At 67.5% G+C, this 23,469-nt stretch carries 13 protein-coding genes and 3 pseudogenes; 6 read left to right on the top strand and 10 right to left on the bottom strand.

Annotated elements, in window-relative coordinates; translation table 11 throughout:
* Window positions 1-8: 8 nt before the first annotated feature.
* From xylA to KHF85_RS09055, 8 genes and pseudogenes are all read right to left on the bottom strand, one after another.
* Window positions 9-1,349, bottom strand: a complete 1,341-nt coding sequence (gene xylA, locus KHF85_RS09090) for a xylose isomerase (protein ID WP_284568004.1) — start codon at window positions 1,347-1,349, stop codon at window positions 9-11.
* 39 nt (window positions 1,350-1,388) lie between these two features.
* Window positions 1,389-2,882 carry a xylulokinase gene (gene xylB, locus KHF85_RS09085; RefSeq protein ID WP_284569310.1) on the bottom strand — a complete coding sequence of 498 codons (1,494 nt, stop codon included), beginning with the start codon at window positions 2,880-2,882 and terminating at the stop codon, window positions 1,389-1,391.
* Window positions 2,879-5,134, bottom strand: a pseudogene (locus tag KHF85_RS09080) (glycoside hydrolase family 95 protein); the annotation flags it as partial. The gene xylB and the pseudogene KHF85_RS09080, both read right to left, overlap by 4 nt.
* 106 nt (window positions 5,135-5,240) lie before the next feature.
* Window positions 5,241-8,087 (bottom strand): annotated as a pseudogene (locus KHF85_RS09075) (TIM-barrel domain-containing protein); the annotation flags it as partial.
* A gap of 53 nt (window positions 8,088-8,140) precedes the next feature.
* Entirely contained in the window at window positions 8,141-8,539 is a 399-nt protein-coding gene (locus KHF85_RS09070; protein WP_284569618.1) for a hypothetical protein, read from the bottom strand.
* Window positions 8,540-8,583: 44 nt separating this feature from the next.
* Window positions 8,584-11,505: pseudogene (locus KHF85_RS09065) on the bottom strand (TonB-dependent receptor).
* Between the two features lie 897 nt (window positions 11,506-12,402).
* Window positions 12,403-15,255, bottom strand: a complete 2,853-nt coding sequence (locus KHF85_RS09060) for a TonB-dependent receptor (RefSeq protein ID WP_284569309.1) — start codon at window positions 15,253-15,255, stop codon at window positions 12,403-12,405.
* 463 nt (window positions 15,256-15,718) lie between these two features.
* Window positions 15,719-16,678, bottom strand: a complete 960-nt coding sequence (locus KHF85_RS09055) for a LysR substrate-binding domain-containing protein (RefSeq protein WP_284569308.1) — start codon at window positions 16,676-16,678, stop codon at window positions 15,719-15,721.
* Between the two features lie 332 nt (window positions 16,679-17,010).
* On the opposite strand from KHF85_RS09055, the gene KHF85_RS09050 reads away from it, so the two are divergent.
* From KHF85_RS09050 to fdxA, 5 genes are all read left to right on the top strand, one after another.
* Window positions 17,011-17,631 (top strand): 2-dehydro-3-deoxy-6-phosphogalactonate aldolase, encoded by a 621-nt coding sequence (locus KHF85_RS09050; RefSeq protein WP_064539269.1) that lies wholly within the window; start codon window positions 17,011-17,013, stop codon window positions 17,629-17,631.
* Window positions 17,628-18,779: a galactonate dehydratase gene (dgoD, locus tag KHF85_RS09045; protein WP_284569307.1), complete on the top strand. Its 1,152-nt coding sequence runs from the start codon at window positions 17,628-17,630 to the stop codon at window positions 18,777-18,779. Before KHF85_RS09050 ends, dgoD begins: the two co-directional genes overlap by 4 nt.
* 8 nt (window positions 18,780-18,787) lie before the next feature.
* Window positions 18,788-19,711 (top strand): SMP-30/gluconolactonase/LRE family protein, encoded by a 924-nt coding sequence (locus tag KHF85_RS09040; RefSeq protein WP_284569306.1) that lies wholly within the window; start codon window positions 18,788-18,790, stop codon window positions 19,709-19,711.
* The gene (locus KHF85_RS09035; RefSeq protein ID WP_284569305.1) at window positions 19,708-20,607 is read left to right on the top strand and encodes a 2-dehydro-3-deoxygalactonokinase; all 900 of its coding nucleotides are present in this window, start codon (window positions 19,708-19,710) and stop codon (window positions 20,605-20,607) included. Before KHF85_RS09040 ends, KHF85_RS09035 begins: the two co-directional genes overlap by 4 nt.
* An 82-nt stretch (window positions 20,608-20,689) precedes the next feature.
* Complete coding sequence (gene fdxA / locus KHF85_RS09030) at window positions 20,690-21,013, top strand: ferredoxin FdxA (protein WP_003475089.1); 324 nt, start codon at window positions 20,690-20,692, stop codon at window positions 21,011-21,013.
* Between the two features lie 223 nt (window positions 21,014-21,236).
* Here fdxA and KHF85_RS09025 read toward each other — a convergent pair whose 3' ends face one another.
* Window positions 21,237-21,770, bottom strand: a complete 534-nt coding sequence (locus KHF85_RS09025; protein WP_284569304.1) for a hypothetical protein — start codon at window positions 21,768-21,770, stop codon at window positions 21,237-21,239.
* Window positions 21,771-21,787: 17 nt separating this feature from the next.
* Window positions 21,788-22,696 carry a 4-hydroxy-tetrahydrodipicolinate synthase gene (gene dapA, locus KHF85_RS09020; protein WP_284569303.1) on the bottom strand — a complete coding sequence of 303 codons (909 nt, stop codon included), beginning with the start codon at window positions 22,694-22,696 and terminating at the stop codon, window positions 21,788-21,790.
* A gap of 156 nt (window positions 22,697-22,852) precedes the next feature.
* Between dapA and KHF85_RS09015 the strand changes: the two genes are divergently transcribed.
* A complete protein-coding gene (locus KHF85_RS09015) occupies window positions 22,853-23,428 on the top strand; it encodes a glycine cleavage system transcriptional repressor (protein WP_003475101.1) in 576 nt (191 codons plus the stop codon).
* Window positions 23,429-23,469 lie beyond the last annotated feature (41 nt).

The raw sequence follows: 23,469 nt of genomic DNA, 5'->3' as shown, positions 1-23,469 counted from the left end.
CGCCCGCATCAGCGGATCAGATACTGGTTGATCAGGTTCTCGTAGGCTTCCTGGCGGCCGCTGACCTGCTTCGGCGCGCCGGCCTTGGCCGCGTGCGCCGCCAGCTCCGCCAGCGTGCTGTTGCCGGCCGCGAACGCCGCGCCAGCGCCGCTGTCGAAGCTGCTGTAGCGCTCGGCGCGCCATTGCTCCAGCGGCGAGGCGGTCAGCAGCGCATGGGCCACTTCCAGCCCGCGCGCGAACGCGTCCATGCCGCCGATGTGGGCCAGGAACAGGTCCTGCGGATCGGACGACTCGCGCCGCACCTTGGCGTCGAAGTTCAGCCCGCCCGGCGCCAGCCCGCCCTGCCGCAGCACCACCAGCATCGCCCCGACCGTGTCGTACAGGTCGGTCGGGAACTGGTCGGTGTCCCAGCCGTTCTGCGGGTTGCCGCGGTTGGCGTCGATGCTGCCGAGCAGGCCCGCATCGGAGGCGACCTGCAGGTCGTGCTCGAAGCTGTGGCCCGACAGCGTGGCGTGGTTGGCCTCGATGTTGAGCTTGAAGTCGTTGTCCAGCCCATGCTGGCGCAGGAAGCCGATCACCGTGGCGCTGTCGAAGTCGTACTGGTGCTTCATCGGCTCCATCGGCTTGGGCTCGATCAGGAAATTACCGGTGAAGCCGATGCTGCGGCCGTAGTCGCGGGCGATGGTCAGGAACCGCGCCATGTTGTCCTGCTCGCGCTTCATCTGCGTGTTGTGCAGGCTGGCATAGCCTTCGCGGCCGCCCCAGAACACGTAGTTCTCGCCGCCCAGCTCGACGGTGGCATCCAGCGCGGCCTTGACCTGCACCGCCGCGCGCGCGACCACGTTGAAGTCCGGGTTGGTCGCCGCACCGTTCATGTAGCGCGGGTGCGAGAACAGGTTGGCGGTGCCCCACAGCAGCTTGATGCCGGTGTCGGCCTGGCGCTGCTTGGCGATGCCGACCATGTGCTTGAGGTTCTTCTCGTACTGGCCGACATCGTCCGCGTCCGGCGCCAGATCGATATCGTGGAAGCAGTAGTACGGCACGCCGAGCTTGGTGAAGAACTCGAACGCCGCATCGGCCTTGGCCTCGGCACGGCCCAGCGCATCGCTGCCGGCGTCCCACGGATAGGCGCGCGTGCCCGGCCCGAACGGATCGGCGCCATTGCCGCAGAAGCTGTGCCAGTAGGCGACGGCGAAGCGCAGGTGCTCGGCCATGGTCTTGTCGCCGATGCGCTTGTGCGCGTCGTAGACCTTGAACGCCAGCGGGTTGTCCGAGGCCTTGCCTTCGAACGCGATGCGGCCGATGCCGGGGAAGTATTCCTTGGCGCCGATGTAGGGGGAGTGGCTCATGACGACATCCTGGTGTGCGTTTGCGGGGGAAAAAGTGGATCAGCCAGCGTAGAGCGGGCCAATGGCGTGCAAGTGCTGCAAGAAGGTCTGGTAGTGCGCCTGGTAGTGCGCGCCGCGGTGCGGATCGGGCTGCGCGGACAGCGCGGTATCGTCCTGCTGGTGCTGCAGCACCACCTCGGCCAGGCTTGCGCGGTCGCCCTGCGCGTGGCCGTCGGCCCACAGCGCCTGCAGCGCGGCGCCGAACGCGGCGCCCTCGGCCTGCGCCGGCACGTGCACCGGCAAACCGAACAGGTCGGCGATCAGCTGGCGCCAGCCGGCACTCTTGCTGCCGCCGCCGGTGACGTAGATCGAATCGAACGCCAGACCGGCATCGACGAAGGCATCGAAGCCGTTGCGCAGGCTGTAGCTGGCGCCTTCCATCGCCGCGCGGTAGAAATGCGCCGGGGTGGTGTTGTGCAGGTCCATGCCAGTCATGCAGCCGCGCGCGGCCGGCAGGTTCGGAGTGCGCTCGCCGTTGAAGAACGGCAGCAGCACCAGGCCGCCGGCGCCGGGCGCGGTCGCGTCGAGCAAGGCCTCGCCCTGCCCGGTCTTGATCCCGAACAGGCGCGAGATGGTCTCGGTGGCCACAGTGCAGTTCATCGTGCAGATCAGCGGTAGCCAGCCGCCGCTGGACGAGCAGAACGCGGCCCAGCGCGCGGCAGCATCCACCACCGGCCGATCGGCGTACGCGAACAGCGTGCCGGATGTGCCCAGGCTCATCGTCAGCCGCCCCGGCACCACGTTGCCGGTGCCGATCGCGGCCATCATGTTGTCGCCGCCGCCGGTGGCCACGCGCACGTCGCGCGGCAGCCCCAGCGTCTGCGCCGCCGCGGCGGACAGGGCGAAGGTGGTCTCGGTCGGTACCAGCGGCGGCAGCGCCGCGGCCAGGTCGCGCTGCGAATCGATCGCCTGCAGCAGCGGCGCCGACCACTGCCGTGTGCGCACGTCCAGCCAGCCGCTGCCGGAGGCGTCGCCGAACTCGGTGTAGCGCTCGCCGGTGAGCCAGAAATTGACGTAGTCGTGCGGCAGCAGCACCGAGGTCATCGCCGCATAGGCGTTGCTGCGGTGCTTGCGCGTCCACGGCAGCTTGGAGGCGGTGTAGCCGGCCAGGATCGGGTTGCCGGCCAGTTCCACGCAGCGCTGTTCGCCGCCGGCGGCCTGCATGATCTCCTCGCACTCCAGTTGGGTGCTGGTGTCGCACCACAGCTTGACCGGTGCGGTGACCTGCCCTTGCGCATCCACCGGCACGAAGCCGTGCTGCTGCCCGGAAACCGAAATCGCCCGCACCTGCGCGCGCTGCTCGGCGCTCAGCGCGGCGAAGCAGGCGACGATGCCGTCGATCCACCACTGCGCCTGCTGCTCGCGGGTGCCGTCGTCGCGGCTGATCAGTTCCAGCGCATGGCCGTGCGTGGCGACCACGCGCCGGCTATCCGCGTCGTAGGCCAGCAGCTTGACGCTCTGCGTGCCCACGTCCAGGCCGATGTAAAGACTCACTGCCACACCAGCCGATCGTCGTGCAAACCCAGTTCCATCGTCGCTCCAGGAGAAAGGTCAGCGGTCAGGGTCTGCCCGCCATAAGCCAAAGTGTAGTGCCCGCCGCGCTCGCTGCTAAGTCGCGCGTACTGCAGGCGGCCGTCGCGCCAGGCCAGATCGACGCCGGCCGCGCCGCGCACGCGCAGACCGCGCACCTGCCCCTGCGGCCAGGCCTGCGGCAGGGCAGGCAACAGCCAGATGCTGTCGCCCCAACTCTGCAGCAGCATCTCGGTGATGCCCGCAGTGCCGCCGAAGTTGCCGTCGATCTGGAACGGCGGATGCGCGTCGAACAGATTCGGGTAGGTGCGCTCCGGCGACAGCAGCAGCGCCAGGATACGGTGCGCGTGCTCGCCGTCGTGCAACCGCGCCCACAGATTCAGGCGCCAGCCGAGACCCCAACCGGTAGCGCTATCACCGCGGAGCTGCAGCGAGCGCCGCGCCGCGGCGGCCAACGCCGGGGTATCGCGCAGGTTGATCTGGCTGGATGGATGCAGCGCATACAGATGCGAGACGTGGCGATGGTGGAGTTCCGGGGCCTGCATGTCCCAATCCTGCTGCCACTCCTGCAACTGCCCGGCGCGGCCGATGCGGTCCGGCGGCAGCTGCGTGCGCAGCGTCGCCAGGCGCTCGCCGAAGGCCGCGTCCACGCCCAGCAACGCGCCCATTTTGATGCACTGCGCAAAAAGATCGCGCAACAATTGCGCGTCCATCGCCGGGCCGGCGCACAGTGCGGCGCCGAACGGATGCCGGTTCTCCGGCGACAGCGACGGATTGGTCACCATCGCCCCGCTCTGCGGATCGCGCACCAGGGTGGCGACGAAGAACTCGGCTGCGCCCTTGAACAGCGGATAGATGCGCCGCAGGTAGGCGCGATCGCGGCCATAGTCCCAGCGGTCCCACAGCTGTTGCAGCAGCCACACGCCGCCCATCGGCCACAGGCTCCACTTCACGCCGTCGACCGGCCCGGCCTGGCGCCACAGGTCGGTGTTGTTGTGCACCACCCAGCCCGGCGCGGCATACATCGCCTGTGCGGTATGCGCGCCGGTCTCTGCGAGATCGAACAGCATCGCCTCCAGCGGTTCCACGCATTCGTGCAAGGCGTTGGCCTCGCTGGGCCAGTAGTTCATTTCGGTATTGATGTTGACCGTGTACTTGCTCTGCCACGGCGGCTGCATCAGCTCGTTCCAGACGCCCTGCAGATTGGCCGGCTGGCTGCCCGGGCGCGAGCTGCTGATCAACAGGTAGCGGCCGTACTGGTGGTAGAGCGCGGCCAGCGCCGGATCGTTGCCGTCGGCGAAACGGCGCACGCGTTCGTCGGTGGGCAGCTGCGCGGCGGCGCTGCTGCCCAGGTCGATCGCGACCCGGCGGAACAGGCGCCGGTGTTCGGCCAGATGGCGCTGCAGCAACTGCGCATAGGACAGCGCCGCCGCAGTGCGCAGCTGCGCGGCGCTTAACGCCAGCGGATCGCCGCCGACGTCGTCGTAGCGCTGGTAGCTGGTGGCCGCGGTCAGCAGCAGCACGACCTCGTCGGCGCCGTCGATGCGGATGCGTCCGCGCTCGATGCGGGTGCTCCCGCCGCTGGCGCGCGGCAGCACGCGCAAGGCGAAGCGCAGCCCGCCCTCGATGCCGGCGAAACCGGCATTGCGTCCGGCGAATAGCAGCGCGCCCTGCTCGTGCGTGACCTCCCCCGCCTGCGGACTGTCGATGCCGATGCGCAGCGCGATGCGTCCGGGGTGATCGCAGGACAGGCGCACCACGATGCACTGCTCGGTCGCCGAGACGAACACCTCGCGCAGATGGGTGGCGCCGTCGGAGACGAAACGGGTGCTGGCCAGCGCCGTGTCCAGATCCAGTTCGCGCCGATAGCCGTCGATGCCGTCGGCGCGGTCGTAGTCGAGCAGCAGGTCGGCCAACGGCTGGTACGGCATCTGCTTGCGCGGGCGCGACAGCAGCTTCGCGTCGGCCAATGCTTCGGCCTCGACGTAGCGGCCGGCGAAGATCAGCGCGCGCACCTGCGGCAGCGCGGCCAATGCCTCCGGCGAGGTCGCATCGTAGGGCTGGCCCGCGTACAGCGTGTCTTCGTTCAACTGCAGGCGTTCGTGGGCGATGCCGCCCCACACCATCGCGCCGAGCCGGCCATTGCCGAGCGGCAGCGCCTCCACCCACTGCGTGGCAGGGCGCGGGTACCACAGGGTCAGCGCGGCCGGATCGGCAGCCGGATCCGATGCCGCTGCCGACCGGGTGCGCTCGGCGGCAGCGGCAGCGGCTGCATCCGCTGCGCTTGCCGCTGCGCGTGGCGCCCTTCGCCGCCGTGCGCGCCACGCGCAGCGGCTTGCCGCTGTACTGCACGCGGGCGTCGGCCTTGGGCTCCAGCGCGCCGGTCTCCTCGCGCACGCCGTCGACGAAGCGCACGTTGATGGTGCGTTTGGCCAGCATGCCCGGCCAGCGGCCCTCGCGCGCGCCGATGCTCAGCACGCCCCTGGCCTGATCCCAGCGCAGCGGAATGCGGCTGAATTCGCCCTTCTCGTAGCCATAGCCCTTGCCGTCGTCCTCGTACAGCGAGAACTGGCCGTCGGCGCCGGTGTAGACGACCACGGTCAGCGGCGCGTTCGGCACCTCGTCCACGTATTGCTGCACGGTGGTGGTGGGCACGATGGCACCGGCGCGCACGAACAGCGGCATGCGCTGCAGCGGCGCGGCGGCGTCGATGCGCTGGCCGCCGTCATAGCGCTTGCCGCTGTTGAAGTCGATCCACGAGGTCCCGGCCGGCAGGTAGACCTGGCGCGAGGCGGCGCCGAAGGTGGTGACCGGGGCGACCAGGAACGCCGGTCCGAACAGGTACTCGTCGTTGATGGCGGCGACCTTGGGATCGTGCGGGAAGTCCATCGGCAGGCCGCGCATCATGCTGCCGTCGCGATGGTAGGTGTCGCCGGCGAGGGTGTAGATGTACGGCAGCAACGCATACCGCAGGCGGCTGTAGTAGGCCATGCTCGCATAATACGGCGAGCCTTCCGGGGCGATGTTCCAGATCTCGCGGAACGGGAACTGGCCGTGCGAGCGGAACAGCGGCACGAACGCACCGAACTGGAACCAGCGCGTGTTGAGTTCGCGCCATTCGCTCTGGTGCGCCGGATCCTGGTCTTCGTAGCGCTTCTCCACCGCGAAGCCGCCGATGTCGAAAGTCCAGTTCGGCAGGCCGGACATGGAGACGTTGACGCCGGCGGAAATCTGATCGCGCATGTCGTCCCAACGCGAGACGATGTCGCCGCTCCACACCGCCACCGCATTGCGCTGAGTGCCGGCATAGCCCTTGCGCGAGAGGATAAACACGCGCTTGCCGTCGGCGGCGCGATCGCCTTCGTAGACGCCATGGGTGTGCGGCAGCGGATAGGCATTGAAGAACTCGGTGGACGGACCCAGCGCGGTCGGCGTGGTCCGCGCCTTGCGCTCGCCGATGTCCAGGTTGGAGTGCACGTCCGGCTCGTCGGCATCCATCCACCACGCATCGAAGCCCTTGCTGTTGAGCTTGTCGTTGATCTGGCGCCAGTAGATCGCCTGCGCGTCGGCCGAGTACGGGTCGTAGAAAGAATTCCTGTAGCCCTTGCCGATCCAGTCCAGCTCGCCGACTTCAACGTTGCGCTTGTACATGTGCCCGGCGGCGTCGAGTTCCTTGTAGTTGGCGGTGGTCGGATAGAACTTGGGCCAGATCGAGATCATGATCTGCGCGTGCATGGCGTGCACCGACGCGACCATGCCGTCCGGATCGGGGAAATGCGCCTTGTCGAAGTCGTGCGAACCCCATGCGTCCTGCGGCCAGTACGACCAGTCGAGCACGATGTTGTCGATCGGCAGCTTGCGCTTGCGGTACTCGGCCAGCGCGGCGACCAGTTCGTCCTGGCTCTTGTAGCGTTCGCGGCTCTGCCAGAAACCATAAGCCCACTTCGGCAGCAGCACCGCCTTGCCGGTCAGTTCGCGGTAGCCGGCGATGACCTGGTCGGCATCGGCGCCGGCGACGACGTAATAGTCGATCATCTGCCCGGCCTCGGACCACAACGACAGGTCCTTGGCCTCGGCCGCCGGCAGCGGGTCGCGGTGCAGCAGCGCGATGTAGCTCGGATCGATCAGATCCCACTCGACCTTGAGCTTGTGCCGCTGGCCCGGCTGCAGCGCCAGGGTGAACTCGTTGTGCCACGGATTCCAGTTCTGGCGCCAGCGGTCGACCACCAGTTTGCCGTCGACCCACAGCTTGGCGTACTCGCTGGAGTACAGCGAGAAGCTGTGCTCGCCGTCGCTGCTGGCCTCGATCTCGCCTTCCCAGCTGACCTGCATGCGGCGCTTGTCGCTGGGCCTGGCCTTGGCCGGGAACTTGGCCAGGTCCTTGAGGTACTGGTAATTGATTTCCTGCTCGCGGCGCTCCAGTACCTGCTTGCCGTTGACCGAGTAACGCGCGGTCAGCGCGCCCGCCTTGCCCTTGGCGTCGTACAGCTTCAGCGAGGCGGGCAACGGCTGCAGGCCGCGCGGATCGCCCATGCGGGTGATCGAATTGTTGTCCCACAGGATGCCGTAGTTGCGGCTGGATACCAGGTACGGCACCGCCATGTCGATATTGCTCTGCAGCAGCTCGACGTTATGGCCCTTCTGGTTCATCCGGCCCTGCTGGTGCTGGCCGAAACCGTAGAAGGCCTCGTCGTCGGGCGAGGCGAAGCGCTGGCGCATGCTCAGGTAGGAGTTGCCCTCCACCTTCAGCGGCGCGAAGCTACGCCCGCCGGCCACTTCCGCCAGCAGCGGCTTGCCGGCGGCATCGGCAAAACTGACATGGCCATCGAGCGTGGACACCTGCGCGGTGAGCTTGGCGGTCATGATCCGCACTGTGTCGCCCTGCTCGTCGAACTGGTACGCGCTGTCGCCCTGCACCGGCACCCGCATCAGGCTCGGGCTGCGCTTGAAATCGCCGTGCGGATCGGCGCTGACGCGGATGATGCCGCTGTCCACCACCTGCAGCCGCACCGGTGCCGCGCCCTTGGCGCTGGGATGCACGGTGACACCATCGGCGTCCTGCTTCACTTCCTGCGCGTGGGCGCCGGCGGCGAGCAGCGCCAGCGACAAGGCCAGCAGGCGCGGCAGCGGCTGCAGCGCCAGGCGGACGGGACGGTTCGCGTTGTGCATGTTCACTCTCTCTGTCGCGGGTGACGGCGCCGCCCGCTGGCGGCGCCGAGGTGTCAGTAGGTGGCCAGCTTGATCTTCAGCACTTGCGGCAGATCGGAAAAATTGACGCCGTAGTCGGTCTGATCGCCGTTCCAGTTGCGCTCGAACTGCCGCTGGCCGCCATAGTAGAAGTGAACCGCATCCCGGCGCCAAGAGCCAACGACATCATTGCACGCGCACCGCAGCCTCTGCGCCGAAGGGAGCGACAGCTCGCTGACCAGGCCGCCACCGATGGCGACGCGGCACCACTGGCAGGTCAGTCGCTCGCCCGCCCCGCTCGGCACCACGCACAGCAAGACCGGCAGCAAGCAGACAAATACGGACGGCGCGCAGCGTGCGGCGTAAGCGGCGATGCGCCTGGGATGGCGCGCGCGCATTGAGCGCGCAGTCGACGCTGACGGAAACGCGTCCATGCAATCGCCGCATGCGGGCCGGTAACGAGCGCTGCGGATCGTTATCAATTGGCGCGCAACACCAGGGAGTAGCGGCGGTCGTTGACGAACCAACTGCGGGTGTACAGGTGGCGGTCGACCTCGCCATCGCTATAGGAGGTCGGCCCCATCAATACCTTAGTCATCGAGTTGGTGATGTTGTTGGCCTGCAGGCCCAGTTGTACGTGCGGCGTGAAACGGTAGAAAAACGATCCGTCCAATTGCCCGAAATCGTCCGCCCAAGCGGGCAGGTTGGTGATCACGTCGCTGGCGGTCAACAGGTAGCGCGATCGCCAGTTGTAGGCCAGGCGAACCGATAGCGGCCCCTTCTCGTAGATCCCGGCCAGGTTGTAGCTACGCCGTGACAACCCATCCAAGGGCAGACGCACGCCGCCGACGGTGGTGCGGGCGTTGGGATCCGTCGCGCGATGGATCCCGCCACTGCTGTCGACGAAGGTGAAGTTGGCGTTGACACCTAAGCCGCTCAACCAGCCAGGCAGCGAATCGAAGAACTGGGTGTAGCCGTACTCGAAGCCGCGGATGCGCCCCTTGTCCATGTTATACGGGCGGGTCACCAGCCACGGCCGCCCGTCGTAGACCTAGCTGACGGTCTGGTTGGAGAAGTAATCCTTCACGTCTTTATAGAACACGGTCGCATACATCATGTCGCTATTGTCGAAGTACCATTCCAGCGCGGTGTCGTACTGGTTGGCCTGCATAGGCTTCAAGTTCGGATTGCCCGCGGTGCCGGTCCATCGCGTCACCATGCCGTCCTGGACCGTCGCAGCGAGCAGCAGATACGCCTGCAGTTGGTCGTAGCCCGGTCGCGCCATCGCCTTGGAGGCAGCGATACGCCACTGCAGCGCATCGGAGAACTTGAAGCGCATATTGAAACTCGGGAGCACGTTGGTGTAGCTGCCTTGCGCGCTGTTGGCGAAGTACTGGCCGGTGTACTGCTTCCGCAGCGCTTCCGATCCCGCGCTCCCAGAGAGATCGGGAAACTGGCCGTAACCATTGGCGTCGGTCTTGGTCTGCACCACGCGCACGCCGATGTTGCCGTCCACGGGCAGCCCCAGCTGATCCTCGTTGCCGAAGTACAGCGCCGCATACGCAGCCTGAGTGCGCTCGAGCTGGTGGTTGACATCCTTCAAGCGGTAGTTAACCGGCGACCAGCCGGTGCCACGCAGTGCGACGATCTGCTCGATCAGCTTCGTGGTACCGGCATAATCCTTCACCGCAGCGTCGCTGGGGAAATACAACTGTCCGGGTACATTCGCCTTGCCCCGGAACAGGTTCGACAAGGTGTACCACGATGAGGACTCGGTCATGTAATCGGCCAGATCGGCCAGCCCGTTGACGGCACCGGGGACGGGAGCCGACCTGTCGGAAATCACGCCCCAGTTGTAGCGTGTGTTCTTGTTGGTCTGGGTGTGATCGGTGGCGCGAATGCCGGCGCGGAAACTGCGCAACCAATTGTCGTCGTATGTGTATTCAAGATCGAAGCGCGTGGCAAGTTCACGACCCTGGTTTTGCTCAAGATGATCCATCGCCGCTCTCCAGAAATAGTTTGACGGGTCAGCGATGTAGCTGGTATCGGCGATCGTGGCCGCCGGGTACCTGCCGCTCAGATCGACCGCCAGGCCCGGCAGGTAGATCGTGTTGAACAGGGAAAAATCCAACGTGTCGTTGTGCGACTGCACCAACTGCATATCGCCGCGCATACTCAACCTGTCGGTCAGGCGATGGGTGAAGCCACCGGCCAGATCAGCGGTCGTGGTGGTTTTTTGGGAGTAGCGACTCTGGGTATTGAAGCGCACCCTGTCATTGTCGGCACTCTGCCCGCGCCACAAGCTCGACCCGGGCTGCCCCCTCAAAAAGCGGCCTTCATCATTGTAGGAAAACACGGTTCCAGGCACGGGGCTGATCGCATTGCTCTGATCGTTGAAGACTGCAGCGTGATCCCCCCAGTTCATGTCATAGGCAAACCGAATGTACTGCAGGTAGAGTTCCGTGTCTTCGCTGGGCCGCCACTGGAACGCTCCCGCCAGGCCCTTGCGCTTGCGCTCAGACAGCATTTGCCGCCAATCGAGCCCGCCCGGCACATACACTTCGGAAAACTGCGTCCCTGCCAGCAACGCCGGATCGGTACGACGCACGAACGGCTCCACCTGGACGCCATCGCTGCGCGTGACCATCGACGAGCACGACGCATCCAGCATCAGGCCCATTTCGCCGAGGCCGGTAGCCCAGCGATCACTGAACAGGAACGAACCGGACGGTCTGGGGGTCTTGCCGAGATCGCCCTCATTGGCGTCTGCGTTGAACGCGATGGTGCGGGCTGGCTGATCGAACGGCATGCGCGTACGCAGGTTGACCGTGCCGCCGAGGCCGCCCTCGATGATCTCGGCCGAAGGGTTCTTGTACACGTCCACGCCGGCCATCAGTTCGGCCGGCACGTCCTCGAAGCTGAGCCCGCGGCCGCTGGCGGCGCTGAAGCTATCGCGGCCGTTGAGCTCGCCGCGCACCTGGGTCATGCCGCGGATCATCACGCCGCTGCCTTCGGCAGAGAAATGGTCGGGGTCGTTGCGATCCATGAAATGGTCGATGGTCACGCCGCTGACCCGCTGCAGGGTCTCGGTGACGCTGCGGTCGGGCAGCGCGCCGATGTCCTCGGCGCTGACCGAATCGACCACTTGCTCGGCATCGTGCTTGATCGACTGCGACTTGATCAGGCTGGCACGCACGCCGCGCACCTCCACCATGTCCAGATCCACCGGAATGCTGGCATTGCTCGAGGGCGCTGTCTGCGACGATGGCGCCTGCTGTGCATGTACCGGCGCAGCGAGCAACAGACCGATGCTCACAGTCATGACAGAACCACGTAACGGAGCAAGGCCACAGGGGCACAGACGGCTTTCTGCCAGTGTTGCTTTTGAAAATGGATGCATCTTGATGAATACCGGAAAGCAAAACGAGTGAAAATGGCTGCCGCGCACAAGAGGCGCGTGGCCAGGCGAAAGATCGGCGATGACGCCTGCCGCTCCCGATCTGGCATACGCTTCAGTGCACTTAAATGACATGTACCCACGAGAACGCGCCTAATCGCTGAACCATTAGACGACATTGCTCAGCGCGGCATGCGCCATCGAACGTTTCGATCATTATCCGAATAACGTATCCCACCCACTGGATCGGGATATCGTCTTTGCTCAAGGGTACGCAGCAGCGGCGAGCGATGCTCACCGCCGGCGAAAGGGTGTCATTGCTTACGAATGCATCCAGCGCCACCCCGCCCCACGTGATAGGCGGCACAGTTGGCAGCGTAACCGAATCGGCGCTCCCGCTCCCACCGGCAAACCGATGGATCGGTGCCCGCCACGTGGCGGTGTCGACGCGACAAACAGGATGAGGTCTCGACAGCATGCGTGGGGACTGCGCATCTGTTTCAGGAAATCGCGAGTCAGGCAGTGCATGCACCACGCTGTTGGCGCTCCAGGGATGAGACCAGCACGATCACTCACTGTCGATGCGGCTACAGAGGCCCGCACAGCGGACGGCCACACCTCACCGATGCCATCGTGATCAAGACGAGCGGCGCGAATGCCCGCCCGTCGTTACCAGTGCCGCATCCGCTCCCTGCATGCGCCGTTGCTGTGGAGGAGGCACGATCATCCCGATACGCACAGGGGACGACCGTGACATCGCACGAGGAGCCATGCCTGCAAAGCGGCTGTTGCACCAGCCAGCAAGCGCCACGATGCGGTCAGGTCCGGCATTCCGGACAGACCTGCCGCGTCTGCGCGCAAACGCGAGCCGGCACGCAGCGAGCGCATGATCGCACGCACTTACCAATTCATACGCAGCACCAGCGAGTAGCGGCGGTCGTTGACGAACCAGCTGCGCGTATACAGGTGGTTATCGACCTCGCCGCCGGTATACGAGGTCGGCCCCATCAACACCTTGGTCACGGTATTGGTCAGGTTGTTGGCCTGGACCCCGAGCTGCAGGTGCGGGGTGAAGCGATAGAACGCCGAGGCGTCGAGCTGGCCGTAGTCGTCCGACCAGGTCGGCAGCTTGGTCGACACGTCGCTGGCGGTCAGCAGGTAGCGCGAACGCCAGTTGTAGGCCAGGCGTACCGACAACGGCCCCTTTTCGTAGATGCCGGCGAGGTTGTAGCTGCGCCGCGACAGGCCTTCCAGCGGCAGGCTCACCCCGGTGACGGTGGTCTGGGTAAACGGATCGGTCGCCGAATTCACGCCGCCGCTGCTGTCCACGAAGGTGAAGTTGGCATTGACGCCGAAGCCGCTCAGCCAGCCCGGCCACGAGTCGAAGAACTGCGTGTAGCCGTATTCGAAACCGCGGATGCGGCCCTTGGCCATGTTATAGGGGCGGGTCACCAGCCACGGCCGCCCGTCGTAGACCTCGGTGAGGGTCTGGTTGGAGAAGTAATCCTTCACGTCTTTGTAGAACAGGGTCAGATACATCATGTCGCTGGTGTCGAAATACCATTCCAGCGCGGTGTCGTACTGGTTGGCCTTCATCGGCTTGAGGTTCGGATTGCCCGCGGTGCCGGTCCACTTGGACACGCTGCCGTCGTCCTCGGTGGTCGCCTCCAGCAACAGATAGGGCTGCAACTGGATATAGTCCGGACGCGCCATCGCCTTGGACGCGGCGATGCGCCACTGCAGCGCATCGGAGAACTTGAAGCGCATGTTGAAGCTCGGCAACACATTGGTGTAGCTGCCCTGCGCGTTGTTGGGGAAGAACTGGCCGGTGTACTGCTCCCTGAGCGCCGCGGATCCCGCACTCCCCGACAGATCGGGGAACTGGCCGTAGCCGGCGGCTTCAGTCTTGGTCTGCACGATGCGCACGCCGACGTTGCCGTCCACCGGCACGCCCAGCGCATCGTCGTTGCCGAAGTACAGCACCGCGTAGGCGGCCTGGGTGCGCTCGAACTGGCGGTTGGTGTCCTGCAACTGGTACTGGTCCGGCGCCCAGCCCGAGCCACGCAGCGCCACGATCTGCTCGATCATCTTCGAGGTGCCGGCATAATCCTTGACTGCGGCATTGCTCGGGAAGTACAGGCTATTGGGCACGCTGATCTTGCCGCGGAACAGGTTGGAAAACGAGGACAGCTGCGAGGATGCGGTCATGTAGCTGGCCAGGTCGGCCAGGCCGGTCCCGTTCGCGGTACCGGGAAGCATCGCCCAGTTGTCGCTGATCACGCCCCAGTTATAGCCGGAGTTCTTGTTGGTCTGGGTGCGGTCGGTGGCGCGGATGCCGGCGCGGAAGGTGCGCAGCCACGCAGTGTCGTCGTAGGTGTATTCCAGGTCGAAGCGTGTGGCCAGTTCGCGGCCGCGGTTCTTCGCCAGGTGGTCCATCGCCGCGCTCCAGAAATAATTGGAGGGGTTGGACGTGTAGCTGCTGTCGGCGATCGACACCGACGGGTACTTGCCGCTCAGGTCGAAGGTCAGGCCCGGCAGGTAGATCGAACTGAACAGGGTGAAGTCCAGCGCGTCGCTTTCCGAGCGCACCAGTTGCATGTCGCCGCGCACGGTCAGGTTGCTGGTGAGCTTGTGGCTGAAGCCGCCGGACAGGTCGGAAGTGGTGGTGCTCTGCTGCGCGTAACGGTTGTCGGTGTAGAAGCGCACGCCATCGTTGCCGGTGATGTTGCCGCGCGGGGAACTGGACACCGGCGAACCGCTGACGAAACGGCCGTCGGCGTCGTAGGTGAAGCTGGTGCCGGGGGCGGGACCGACCAAGTTGGTTTCGTCGTTGAAGAACGCCGCGCGCTCCTGCCAGTTCATGTCGTAGGTGGAACGCATGTACTGCACGTAGATGTCGGTGTCGTCGCTGGGCCGCCACTGGAACGCCCCGGCCACGCCCTTGCGCTTGCGTTCGAAGTCCAGCTGCCGCCAGTTGACGCCGCCGGGCACGTAGACCTTGTCGAAAGCGGTGCCGGCCAGCAGCGCCGGATCGGTACGGCGCACGAACGGCTCCACCTGGATGCCGTCGCTGCGGGTGGCCAGCGCCGAATAGGCCACGTCCAGCATCAGCCCCATCTCGCCGACGCCGGTGTTCCAGCGATCGCTGAACAGGAACGAGCCGGACGGCTTGTAGGTCTTGCTGAAGTCGCCGTAGTTCTCGTCGGCGGTGAAGCCCATCACCCGGCCCGGCTGGTCGAACGGCATGCGCGTGCGCAGGTTGACCGTGCCGCCGAGGCCGCCTTCGATGATCTCGGCCGAGGGGTTCTTGTAGACGTCCACGCCGGCCATCAGTTCGGCCGGCACGTCCTCGAAGCTGAGTCCGCGGCCGCTGGCGGCGCTGAAGCTGTCGCGGCCGTTGAGCTCGCCGCGCACCTGGGTCATGCCGCGGATCATCACCCCGCTGCCTTCGGCAGAGAAATGGTCGGGATCGTTGCGTGCCATGAAATGGTCGATGGTCACGCCGCTGACCCGCTGCAGGGTCTCGGTGACGCTGCGGTCGGGCAGCGCGCCGATGTCCTCGGCGCTGACCGAATCGACGATCTGCTCGGCATCGTGCTTGATCGCCTGCGACTTGATCAGGCTGGCGCGCACGCCCTTGACCTCGATCGCGTCGAGTTGGGTCACCGGATCGGCGCTCTTGTTGCTGGCGCTGTGGTCGGCGTCCTGCGCCATCGCCTGGGCGCTCAGCAACAGGCCGATGCTCAGCGCCATGGCCGAGCGAGGTAAACTACAGGTGCTGCGAAGCGTTGCGGTCGGCGAGGCCGGACCACAGTAGTGACGCGATGACATGATGCTTCCCTCCCAGGACACATGCACACACGGGTGACGGTCGCGCGTACGCGCCGCCTTGCTGGTTGTGACGGCGACAAGCCATGGCCCGCTGCCGTATCGCTGGCGTGGCGGAACGTCGCAACGACGCGCCGCGACAATCGGTCACGATCAGCGGAGCCTAGAAGTGAATTTCACGTTAAGCAAATAAAGAAATCACGCCGAGCTATATTTTTTCCGACTATCTTGACGGCGAACAGGAATGCCCCAGGCAACGGACCTCGGGTCGCACGCAACCAACAACGCTGGGCGCTGCATGCCCACAGCTGCCGACGCACGGCACGCCGTGCGCCCGATAGCCCCTGGCGTGCAGCAGGGACACGCGGCCGTCCCCGCGCTATCCCGCTCAACCCGGCGCGCGCTCCGGATACAGACGCTTGGCCGCGTTGCGCAGCGCCAGCAGGATGCGTTCGGCACCTGGCGGCAGCATGTAGTCGCGGCGGCGGATGATGCCGAACGACTCCATCCGCACCCCCAGCGCGATCGGCAGCACCGCCAACAGCTTGGCCTGCACGTACGGCGCCACCGCGTCGGCCGGCAGCGCCGCAAGCAGGTCGCTGCCGCGCAGCAGGCTGGTCATCACCGGCAGCGACGCGGTCTCGATGACGTTCTGCGGGGGCGGCACGCCGTGCTCCAGGAACATCGCATCCAGCCGCGCGCGCAGCACGCTGTCGGTCGGCGGCAGCACCCAGCCGTAGCGCACCAGGTCGCCGTGGCGCAGGTCGGCGCGCGCCGACAGCGGATGCCCGGCACGCGCCACCGCCGAATGCGGCTCGTCGGCCAGCGGCTCGAACTCCAACTCATCGCCGCCATGCGGGCCGAGGATGCGCCCGATCACAATGTCGAGCTGGCCGTCCAGCAGCTTGGCCACCAGCGGCCGGCTGTAGTCCATCTCTACCCGCACCAGGATCCCGGGGAACTCGCGCTTGACCTCGGCGATCGCCTGCGGCACCAGGTTGGTGCCGGGATTGACCACGGTGCCGATCGAGACCTGGCCCATGCGCCCCTCGCGCAGCGCCGCGATCTCCTCCTGCGCACGGCCGATCTCCGACATCGCCGCGCGCGCGCGGCGGATCAGCACCTGCCCGTACCAGGTCGGCTCCACCCCGCGCGCATGCCGCTCGAACAGCTTGACCCCGAGCAGATCCTCCATTTCCGCCAGCAGCTTGGAGGCGGCCGGCTGGGTCATGCTCGCCGCCTCGGCCGCGCGCAGCACCGAACGGTGCTCGTGCAGCTGCAGCAGCAGCAGCAGATGGCGGGTCTTCAGGCGTGCGGCGTTGAACCAGGGATTGGCGGGAGCGGTCATCAGCGGAAGGTGTCCAGGAAATGAAGATGCATATTCACAACCGGAATAGCATATGTCTAAAATTTCATTTGCCGAGCATATCTTCGCGCGCGCAGGCTATTGTCCAGTCGCGACTCCGGCCGCGACGCCATCCCACCGTCACATCCGCCTCGTGAAGGCGCCGGCGCGGCGCGCCAGCGTAGATCAGCAGGACGCTCCGCCAGCGCACCGGTCGATGGCGCCCGCCCGCTCGTCGCCAACGGGACGGCCGCGCAGCGACGTGCCATTGCGGCCGCACGCTGGCGACGTCGCGGTGGACGCCTTTCGCTCCATGCCCGTTGCCAGGTAAGCCGATGTCCGCCGTCTCCCCGTTCCAGTTTCCCCTGATCGCGATCCTGCGCGGCCTCACCCCCGCCGACGCGCTGGATCATGTCGGCGCGCTGGCAGAGGCCGGCTACGACGCGATCGAGATCCCGCTCAACTCGCCGCGCTGGGCCGACAGCATCGGCGCGGCCGCGCAGGCGTTCGGCCAGCGCTGCTGGATCGGCGGCGGCACGGTGCTGAAGATCGCCGACGTCGACACCCTCGCCGACCTCGGCGCGCGCTTCATCGTCACCCCGAACACGCGCCCGCCGGTGATCCGCCACGCGGTCGCGCGCGGCCTGCAGGTGGTGGCCGGCTTCGCCACCGCCACCGAGGCCTTCGACGCGCTCGACGCCGGCGCGCAGATGCTCAAGCTGTTCCCCGCCGCCACCTACGGCCCCGGCCACCTGCGCGCCCTGCGCGCGGTGCTGCCGCCGACGGTGCCGCTGTTCGTGGTCGGCGGGGTCAGCACCGACACCCTGCACGACTACCTGGCCGCCGGCGCGATCGGCGCCGGCATCGGCGGCGAACTGTACCGGCCCGGGCAGGCGCTGGCGCAAACCCGGGCGCAGGCCGCCGCCTTCCGCCAAGCCTATTTGGACCACGCATGAAGATCGTTCGCCTTACCACCTACCACGCCGCGCCGCGCTGGCTGTTCCTGAAGATCGAAACCGACGAGGGCATCACCGGCTGGGGCGAACCGGTCATCGAAGGCCGCGCGCGCAGCGTCGACGCCGCGGTGCACGAGCTGAGCGGCTACCTGATCGGCAAGGATCCGGCGCGGATCAACGACCTCTGGCAGCTGCTGTACCGCAGCGGCTTCTACCGCGGCGGGCCGATCCTGATGAGCGCCATCGCCGGCATCGACCAGGCGCTGTGGGACATCAAGGGCAAGGCGCTGGGCGTGCCGGTGTACGAACTGCTCGGCGGGCTGGTGCGCGAGCGCATGAAGACCTACCGCTGGGTCGGCGGCGACCGCCCCTCGGCCACCATCGCGCAGATCCAGAGCTACCGCGAGCTGGGCTTCGACACCTTCAAGTTCAACGGCACCGAGGAAATGAAGCTGATCGACGGGCCGCGCGCGGTGGATGCGGCGGTGGCCAAGGTCGCGCAGATCCGCGAGGCGTTCGGCACCAGCATCGACTTCGGCATCGATTTCCACGGCCGCGTCGCCGCGCCGATGGCGCGCGTGCTGCTGCGCGAACTGGAGCCGTTCAAGCCGCTGTTCGTCGAGGAACCGGTGCTGCCGGAACTGGCCGAATACTATCCGCGCCTGGCCGCCTCCACGCCGATCCCGCTGGCGGCCGGCGAGCGCATGTACTCGCGCTTCGACTTCAAGCCGGTGCTGCAGGCCGGCGGCCTGTCGCTGCTGCAGCCGGACCTGTCGCATGCCGGCGGCATCACCGAATGCCTGAAGATCGCCAGCATGGCCGACGCCTACGATGTCGGCCTGGCCCCGCACTGCCCGCTCGGCCCGGTCGCGCTGGCCGCCTGCCTGCAGGTCGATTTCGTCTCGCACAACGCGGTGCTGCAGGAACAGAGCATCGGCATCCACTACAACGAAGGCGCCGACCTGCTCCACTACGTGATCAACAAGGAAGACTTCGCCTGCGACGACAGCGGCAGCATCGCCGCCCTGCCCAAGCCCGGCCTGGGCGTGGAAATCGACGAGGAGCGCCTGCGCCATGCCAACCAAAACCCGCCCGACTGGCACAACCCGGTCTGGCGCCACGCCGACGGCAGCATCGCCGAATGGTGAGTGAGCCCATGAGCGCCGCCCCCGCCCCCGCGCACACCGCCACGCTGGCCGTGGACAGCCGCTGCACCCACGGCGAAGGCGTGGTCTGGTGCGAACGCCGGCAAGTGCTGTTCTGGGTCGACATCGATGGACGCCAGCTGTGGCGCCACGACCCGGCCAGCGGCGCCAGCCGCCACTGGACCCTGCCCGACCGCCCCGGCTGCCTGGGCTTGTTCGACGACGGCCGCCTGCTGCTGGCCTTGGCCAAGGGCGTGTATGCGGCCGATCCGGACGCCAGCGCCGCCAACGCCACCGACCTGCCGCTGCACAAGCTGGCCGACCTGGAGCCGGAGCGCGACGACACCCGCGCCAACGACGGCCGCGCCGACCGCCACGGCAACTTCGTGTTCGGCACCATGAGCGAACGCGCCGACCAGGCCCCGGTCGGCAGCTTCTACCAATGGTCCGCACGCCAAGGCCTGCGCCGCCTGCCGCTGCCCGGCGTGGCGATCCCCAACGCGATCTGCTTCAGCGCCGACGGCCGCACCCTGTACTACTGCGATTCGGTACGCCCGCAGATCCTGTGCTGCGACTACGACGCCGCCAACGCGCAGACCGGCAACAGCCGCGTGTTCGCGGACGTGGACCACCCCGGCGCCGAACCCGACGGCGCCATCATCGACGCCGAAGGCCACCTGTGGAACGCGCAATGGCGCGCCTGGCGCGTGGTCCGCTACCGGCCCGACGGCAGCGTCGAGCGCAGCGTCGCGCTGCCGGTCAAGCACCCTACCTGCCCGGCCCTGGGCGGCACCGACGGCCGCACCCTGTACCTGAGCACCTCGCGCATGGACCATGCCGACGCCGAACTGGCGCGCACCCCGCAGGCCGGCGGCCTGTTCGCCGCCGCGGTCGGCATCGCCGGCCTGCCCGAAGGACGCATCGCCAGCGCATGATCGCCATCGATTGGGGCACCAGCAGCCTGCGCGGCTACCGGCTCGCAGCCGACGGCCGCGTCCTCGAGCAGCGCCGCAGCGACCAGGGCATCGGCGCCTGCCAGGGCCGCTTCGCCGCGACCCTGGCCGCGCTGATCGACGGCTGGCCCGGCGACGTGGTGCTGTGCGGCATGATCGGCAGCCGCAACGGCTGGATCGAACTGCCTTACGCGCCCTGCCCGGCCGACGCCGACGCGCTGGCCGCGGCGATGCAGCCGCTGCAGGACCCGGCGCTGCCCGGACGCATGCTGTGGTTCGTACCCGGCGTGGCCAGCGCCGCCGAGGCGGTGCCGGACGTGATGCGCGGCGAGGAAACCCAGTTGATCGGGCTGCTCGAGATCCTGGCGCAGGAGCCGCAGGGCGCCGGCCGCCACAGCGTGTGCCTGCCCGGCACCCACAGCAAATGGGTCGATCTGGAACACGGCCGCATCGCCGCCCTGGCGACGATGATGACCGGCGAGCTGTACGCGCTGCTGCGCCGGCACAGCCTGCTGGCACGGCTGATGGACGCCGACGACGCGCACTTCGACGGCGCCGGCTTCGACGCCGGCCTGCAGCGCAGCGGCGCGCCCGGCGGCCTGCTGCACCACCTGTTCGGGGTGCGCAGCCTGGGCCTGTTCGAGCGGCTGAGCGCGGCCGCCGCGCCGTCCTACCTGTCCGGCCTGCTGATCGGCCACGAACTGCGCGCACGCCTGCCGCTGGCGCCGAGCGTGCACCTGATCGGCGGCAGCGGCCTGCTCGACCGCTACGCGCATGCGCTGCGCGCCTTGGGCAGCCAGGTCCGCAGCCATCCCGAAGACCTCGCCGCGCATGGCCTGTACCGCCTGGCGCAACGCCGCGGCGGCATCGGCCACTGATCCGGCGCGGCCGGCCGCGCGCATTCCCCACGCGGCGGCGCCGACTGCTTTAGAATTGCGCGCTTAACCGCCGGATCGAACCATGCCTTTTGTCGTCACCGAAAACTGCATCAAGTGCAAATACACCGACTGCGTGGAAGTGTGTCCCGTGGATTGTTTCCACGTGGGTCCCAATTTCATGGTGATCGATCCGGACGAGTGCATCGACTGCACCCTGTGCGAGCCGGAGTGCCCGGCCAACGCGATCTACCCCGAGGACGACGTGCCCGCCGGCCAGGAAGGCTTCGTCGCGCTCAATGCCGAGCTGGCCAAGGCCTGGCCGGTGCTGACCACGCGCCAGGAACCGCTGCCCGACGCCGCCGAGTGGGACGGCAAGCCGAACAAGCTGCCGCTGCTGCTGAAGTAAGCGGCGCGCAGCGCCGTCGAGGCAGAGCGGTTGTTGTAGGAGCGGCTTCAGCCGCGACAGGCACGATCGGTAACGCCTGTCGCGGCTGAAGCCGCTCCTACAAGGGATTTCTGGAACCGCAGCATCCGGCGCCAGCACCTTCCCCAAAACGACACGGGCGCCCTGCGGCGCCCGTGTCTGTTTGTCGCAACGGCCGGCGCGAACGCAGGCAGGCACCACCGGCTCAATGGCCGAGCTTGGCCTTCAGCGCCGCGATCAGCTTGACCGGGGCATCGCCGCTGGCCGGCATGCCGCGCGGATCGACCGCCGACACGTACACCCCGGCCTCCACCGCGACCACGCGCACCAGGAAGTTGCTGCCTTCGTAAGCCACGTCGTAGGAACCCAACACCTGCGCGCGGCTGGCGATGGTGACGCCGGCGATGCCGCCCAGCGCGTCGCCGACCTGGCCGAACACCTGATCGCGCGCGCCCGGCACCACGAAGCCGCTGTTCGACGCCGCCGGGGCCTGGCCCGGCGCGCTGCTGGCGCCGGGGCGCTGCGTGGCCGAGGCCAGTGCCGGCACCTTCATCGCCGCCGAGGTGTCCGGGGCGGTCAGGTCCGGCGGCACTTCCAGCGGACGCATTTCGGGGGCCAGCGCATAGTCGCCGCGCGGCTTGCCCTTGTGGAACCAGCTGCACCCGCTGGTGGCCGCGACCAGGGTGGTCGCCAGCACGGCGGCCGACAGCACGCGGACGTAGGGAACGGAAGCACGCATCGATAAATCTCCTGAGGTCAGGCCGCGAGCGTTTCGCGGCTGGATAGTTCTTCCAACGCGGCTGCGTCGGTGGCGAGACGGTCGGCCGTGGCGTGGTGCGCCGCGGACAGCGGCAGCAGCGGCAGCCGCAGGCCCTGGCCGATGCCGGCGCGCTGCAGCAGCGCCTTGACCGGGATCGGGTTGGATTCGATGCCGCAGAAGGCGTGGAACGGCTGCAGCCGCGCATCCCAGGCCTGCGCCGGCTCGGCCTGGCGCGCACGCGCCAGGTCGCACAGGCGCCGGTAGGAGGCCGGCAAGGCGTTGGAGGCCACCGAGATCAGCCCGTCGTAGCCGCCGAGCATGGCCTGCAATGCGCTGCCGTCGTCGCCGCTGAGCACGGCGAAGCCGTCGCTGCGCAAGGCCAGCAACGCGGCGATGCGCTGCGGATCGCTGCTGGCGTCCTTGATGCCGACGATGTTCGGATGCTGCGCCAGGTGCGCCACCGTGTCCGGCAGCAGGTCGCAGCCGGTGCGCCCGGGCACGTTGTACAGCACCACCGGCAGGCCGCCGTGCTCGGCCACCTGCAGGTAGTGCGCGAGCAGGCCGGCCTGGGTCGGGCGCACGTATGGCGGCGTCACCACCAGCGCGTACTGCGCGCCGTTGGCGGCGGCACGGCGGGTCAGCGCGACCGTCCTGGCGGTGCCGGACAGGCCGGTGCCGGCCAGCAGCGGCACGCGTGCGCCGATGAGCTGCGCCGCTTCGCGCAGGATCAGGTCGTACTCCTCGTCCAGCAGCGTGGCCGCCTCGCCGGTCGATCCCGCCACCACCACGCCCTGCACGCCGGCGTCCAGCTGGCGTTCGAGCAGCCGCTGCCAGGCGTCGAGGTCGAGGTCGCCATTGCCCTGGAAGGGCGTGGCCAGGGCGGTGATGATGCCGGAGAGGGACAAGATGCCTGATGCTCGCTGGATGAGAGGGCCGCGTGCGGCCTGCACGGACGGGATTCGTCCCGCATGTTACTTGCGGCCCGAAAGCACGGGCAAGTATGCTGCATAATGCGCCGAGCGACCGCCCGGACGCCGTTCAGCCTTACGCAATCCTACGCAATGCCGGAAGCCCCTTTGACAGACACCACACCCCGGCCCGCGCCGACCGAAAACCACCTCCTGATCAACGCCTATACGACGCATCCGGAGTCGCCGCTGTTGCCGGTGACGCGCCGCATCGCCGACAGCGGCTGCAATCTCGTCGATGCGCGCCTGGCCACGGTCGGTCGCGACGTGTCGGTGACCGCACTGGCGACCGGCTCGTGGGACGCGGTGGCCAAGCTCGAGGCCATGCTGACCCGGCTCGACCGCGAGGAAGGCATGAAGCTGGTGTGGTACCGCACCGGCGCCAAGCAGGCGCAATCCAACCTGCTGCCCTACATCGTCGAGGTCATCGCCGCCGACAAGCCGGGCATCCTGTTCCAGCTGGCGGATTTCTTCGACCGCCAGGGCATCACCATCGAGAACCTGCAGAGCACCCGCTACCGCGCGATGCAGACCGGCGCGGAGATGTTCTCGGCGCAGGTGACCATCGGGGTGCCGGCGAACATGCACATCGCCGCGCTGCGCGACGATTTCCTCGAGTTCTGCGACCACCTGAACCTGGACGCGATCATGGACCCGATGAAGTTCTGATCCGCGCTGGACATCGACGCAGTCGAACGCAGATGATGGCG

Source organism: Xanthomonas graminis pv. graminis (assembly GCF_030168915.1).
In the GTDB taxonomy this organism is placed as follows: Bacteria; Pseudomonadota; Gammaproteobacteria; order Xanthomonadales; family Xanthomonadaceae; genus Xanthomonas_A; species Xanthomonas_A translucens.
This window is presented reverse-complemented; position numbering and strand designations above follow the sequence as displayed.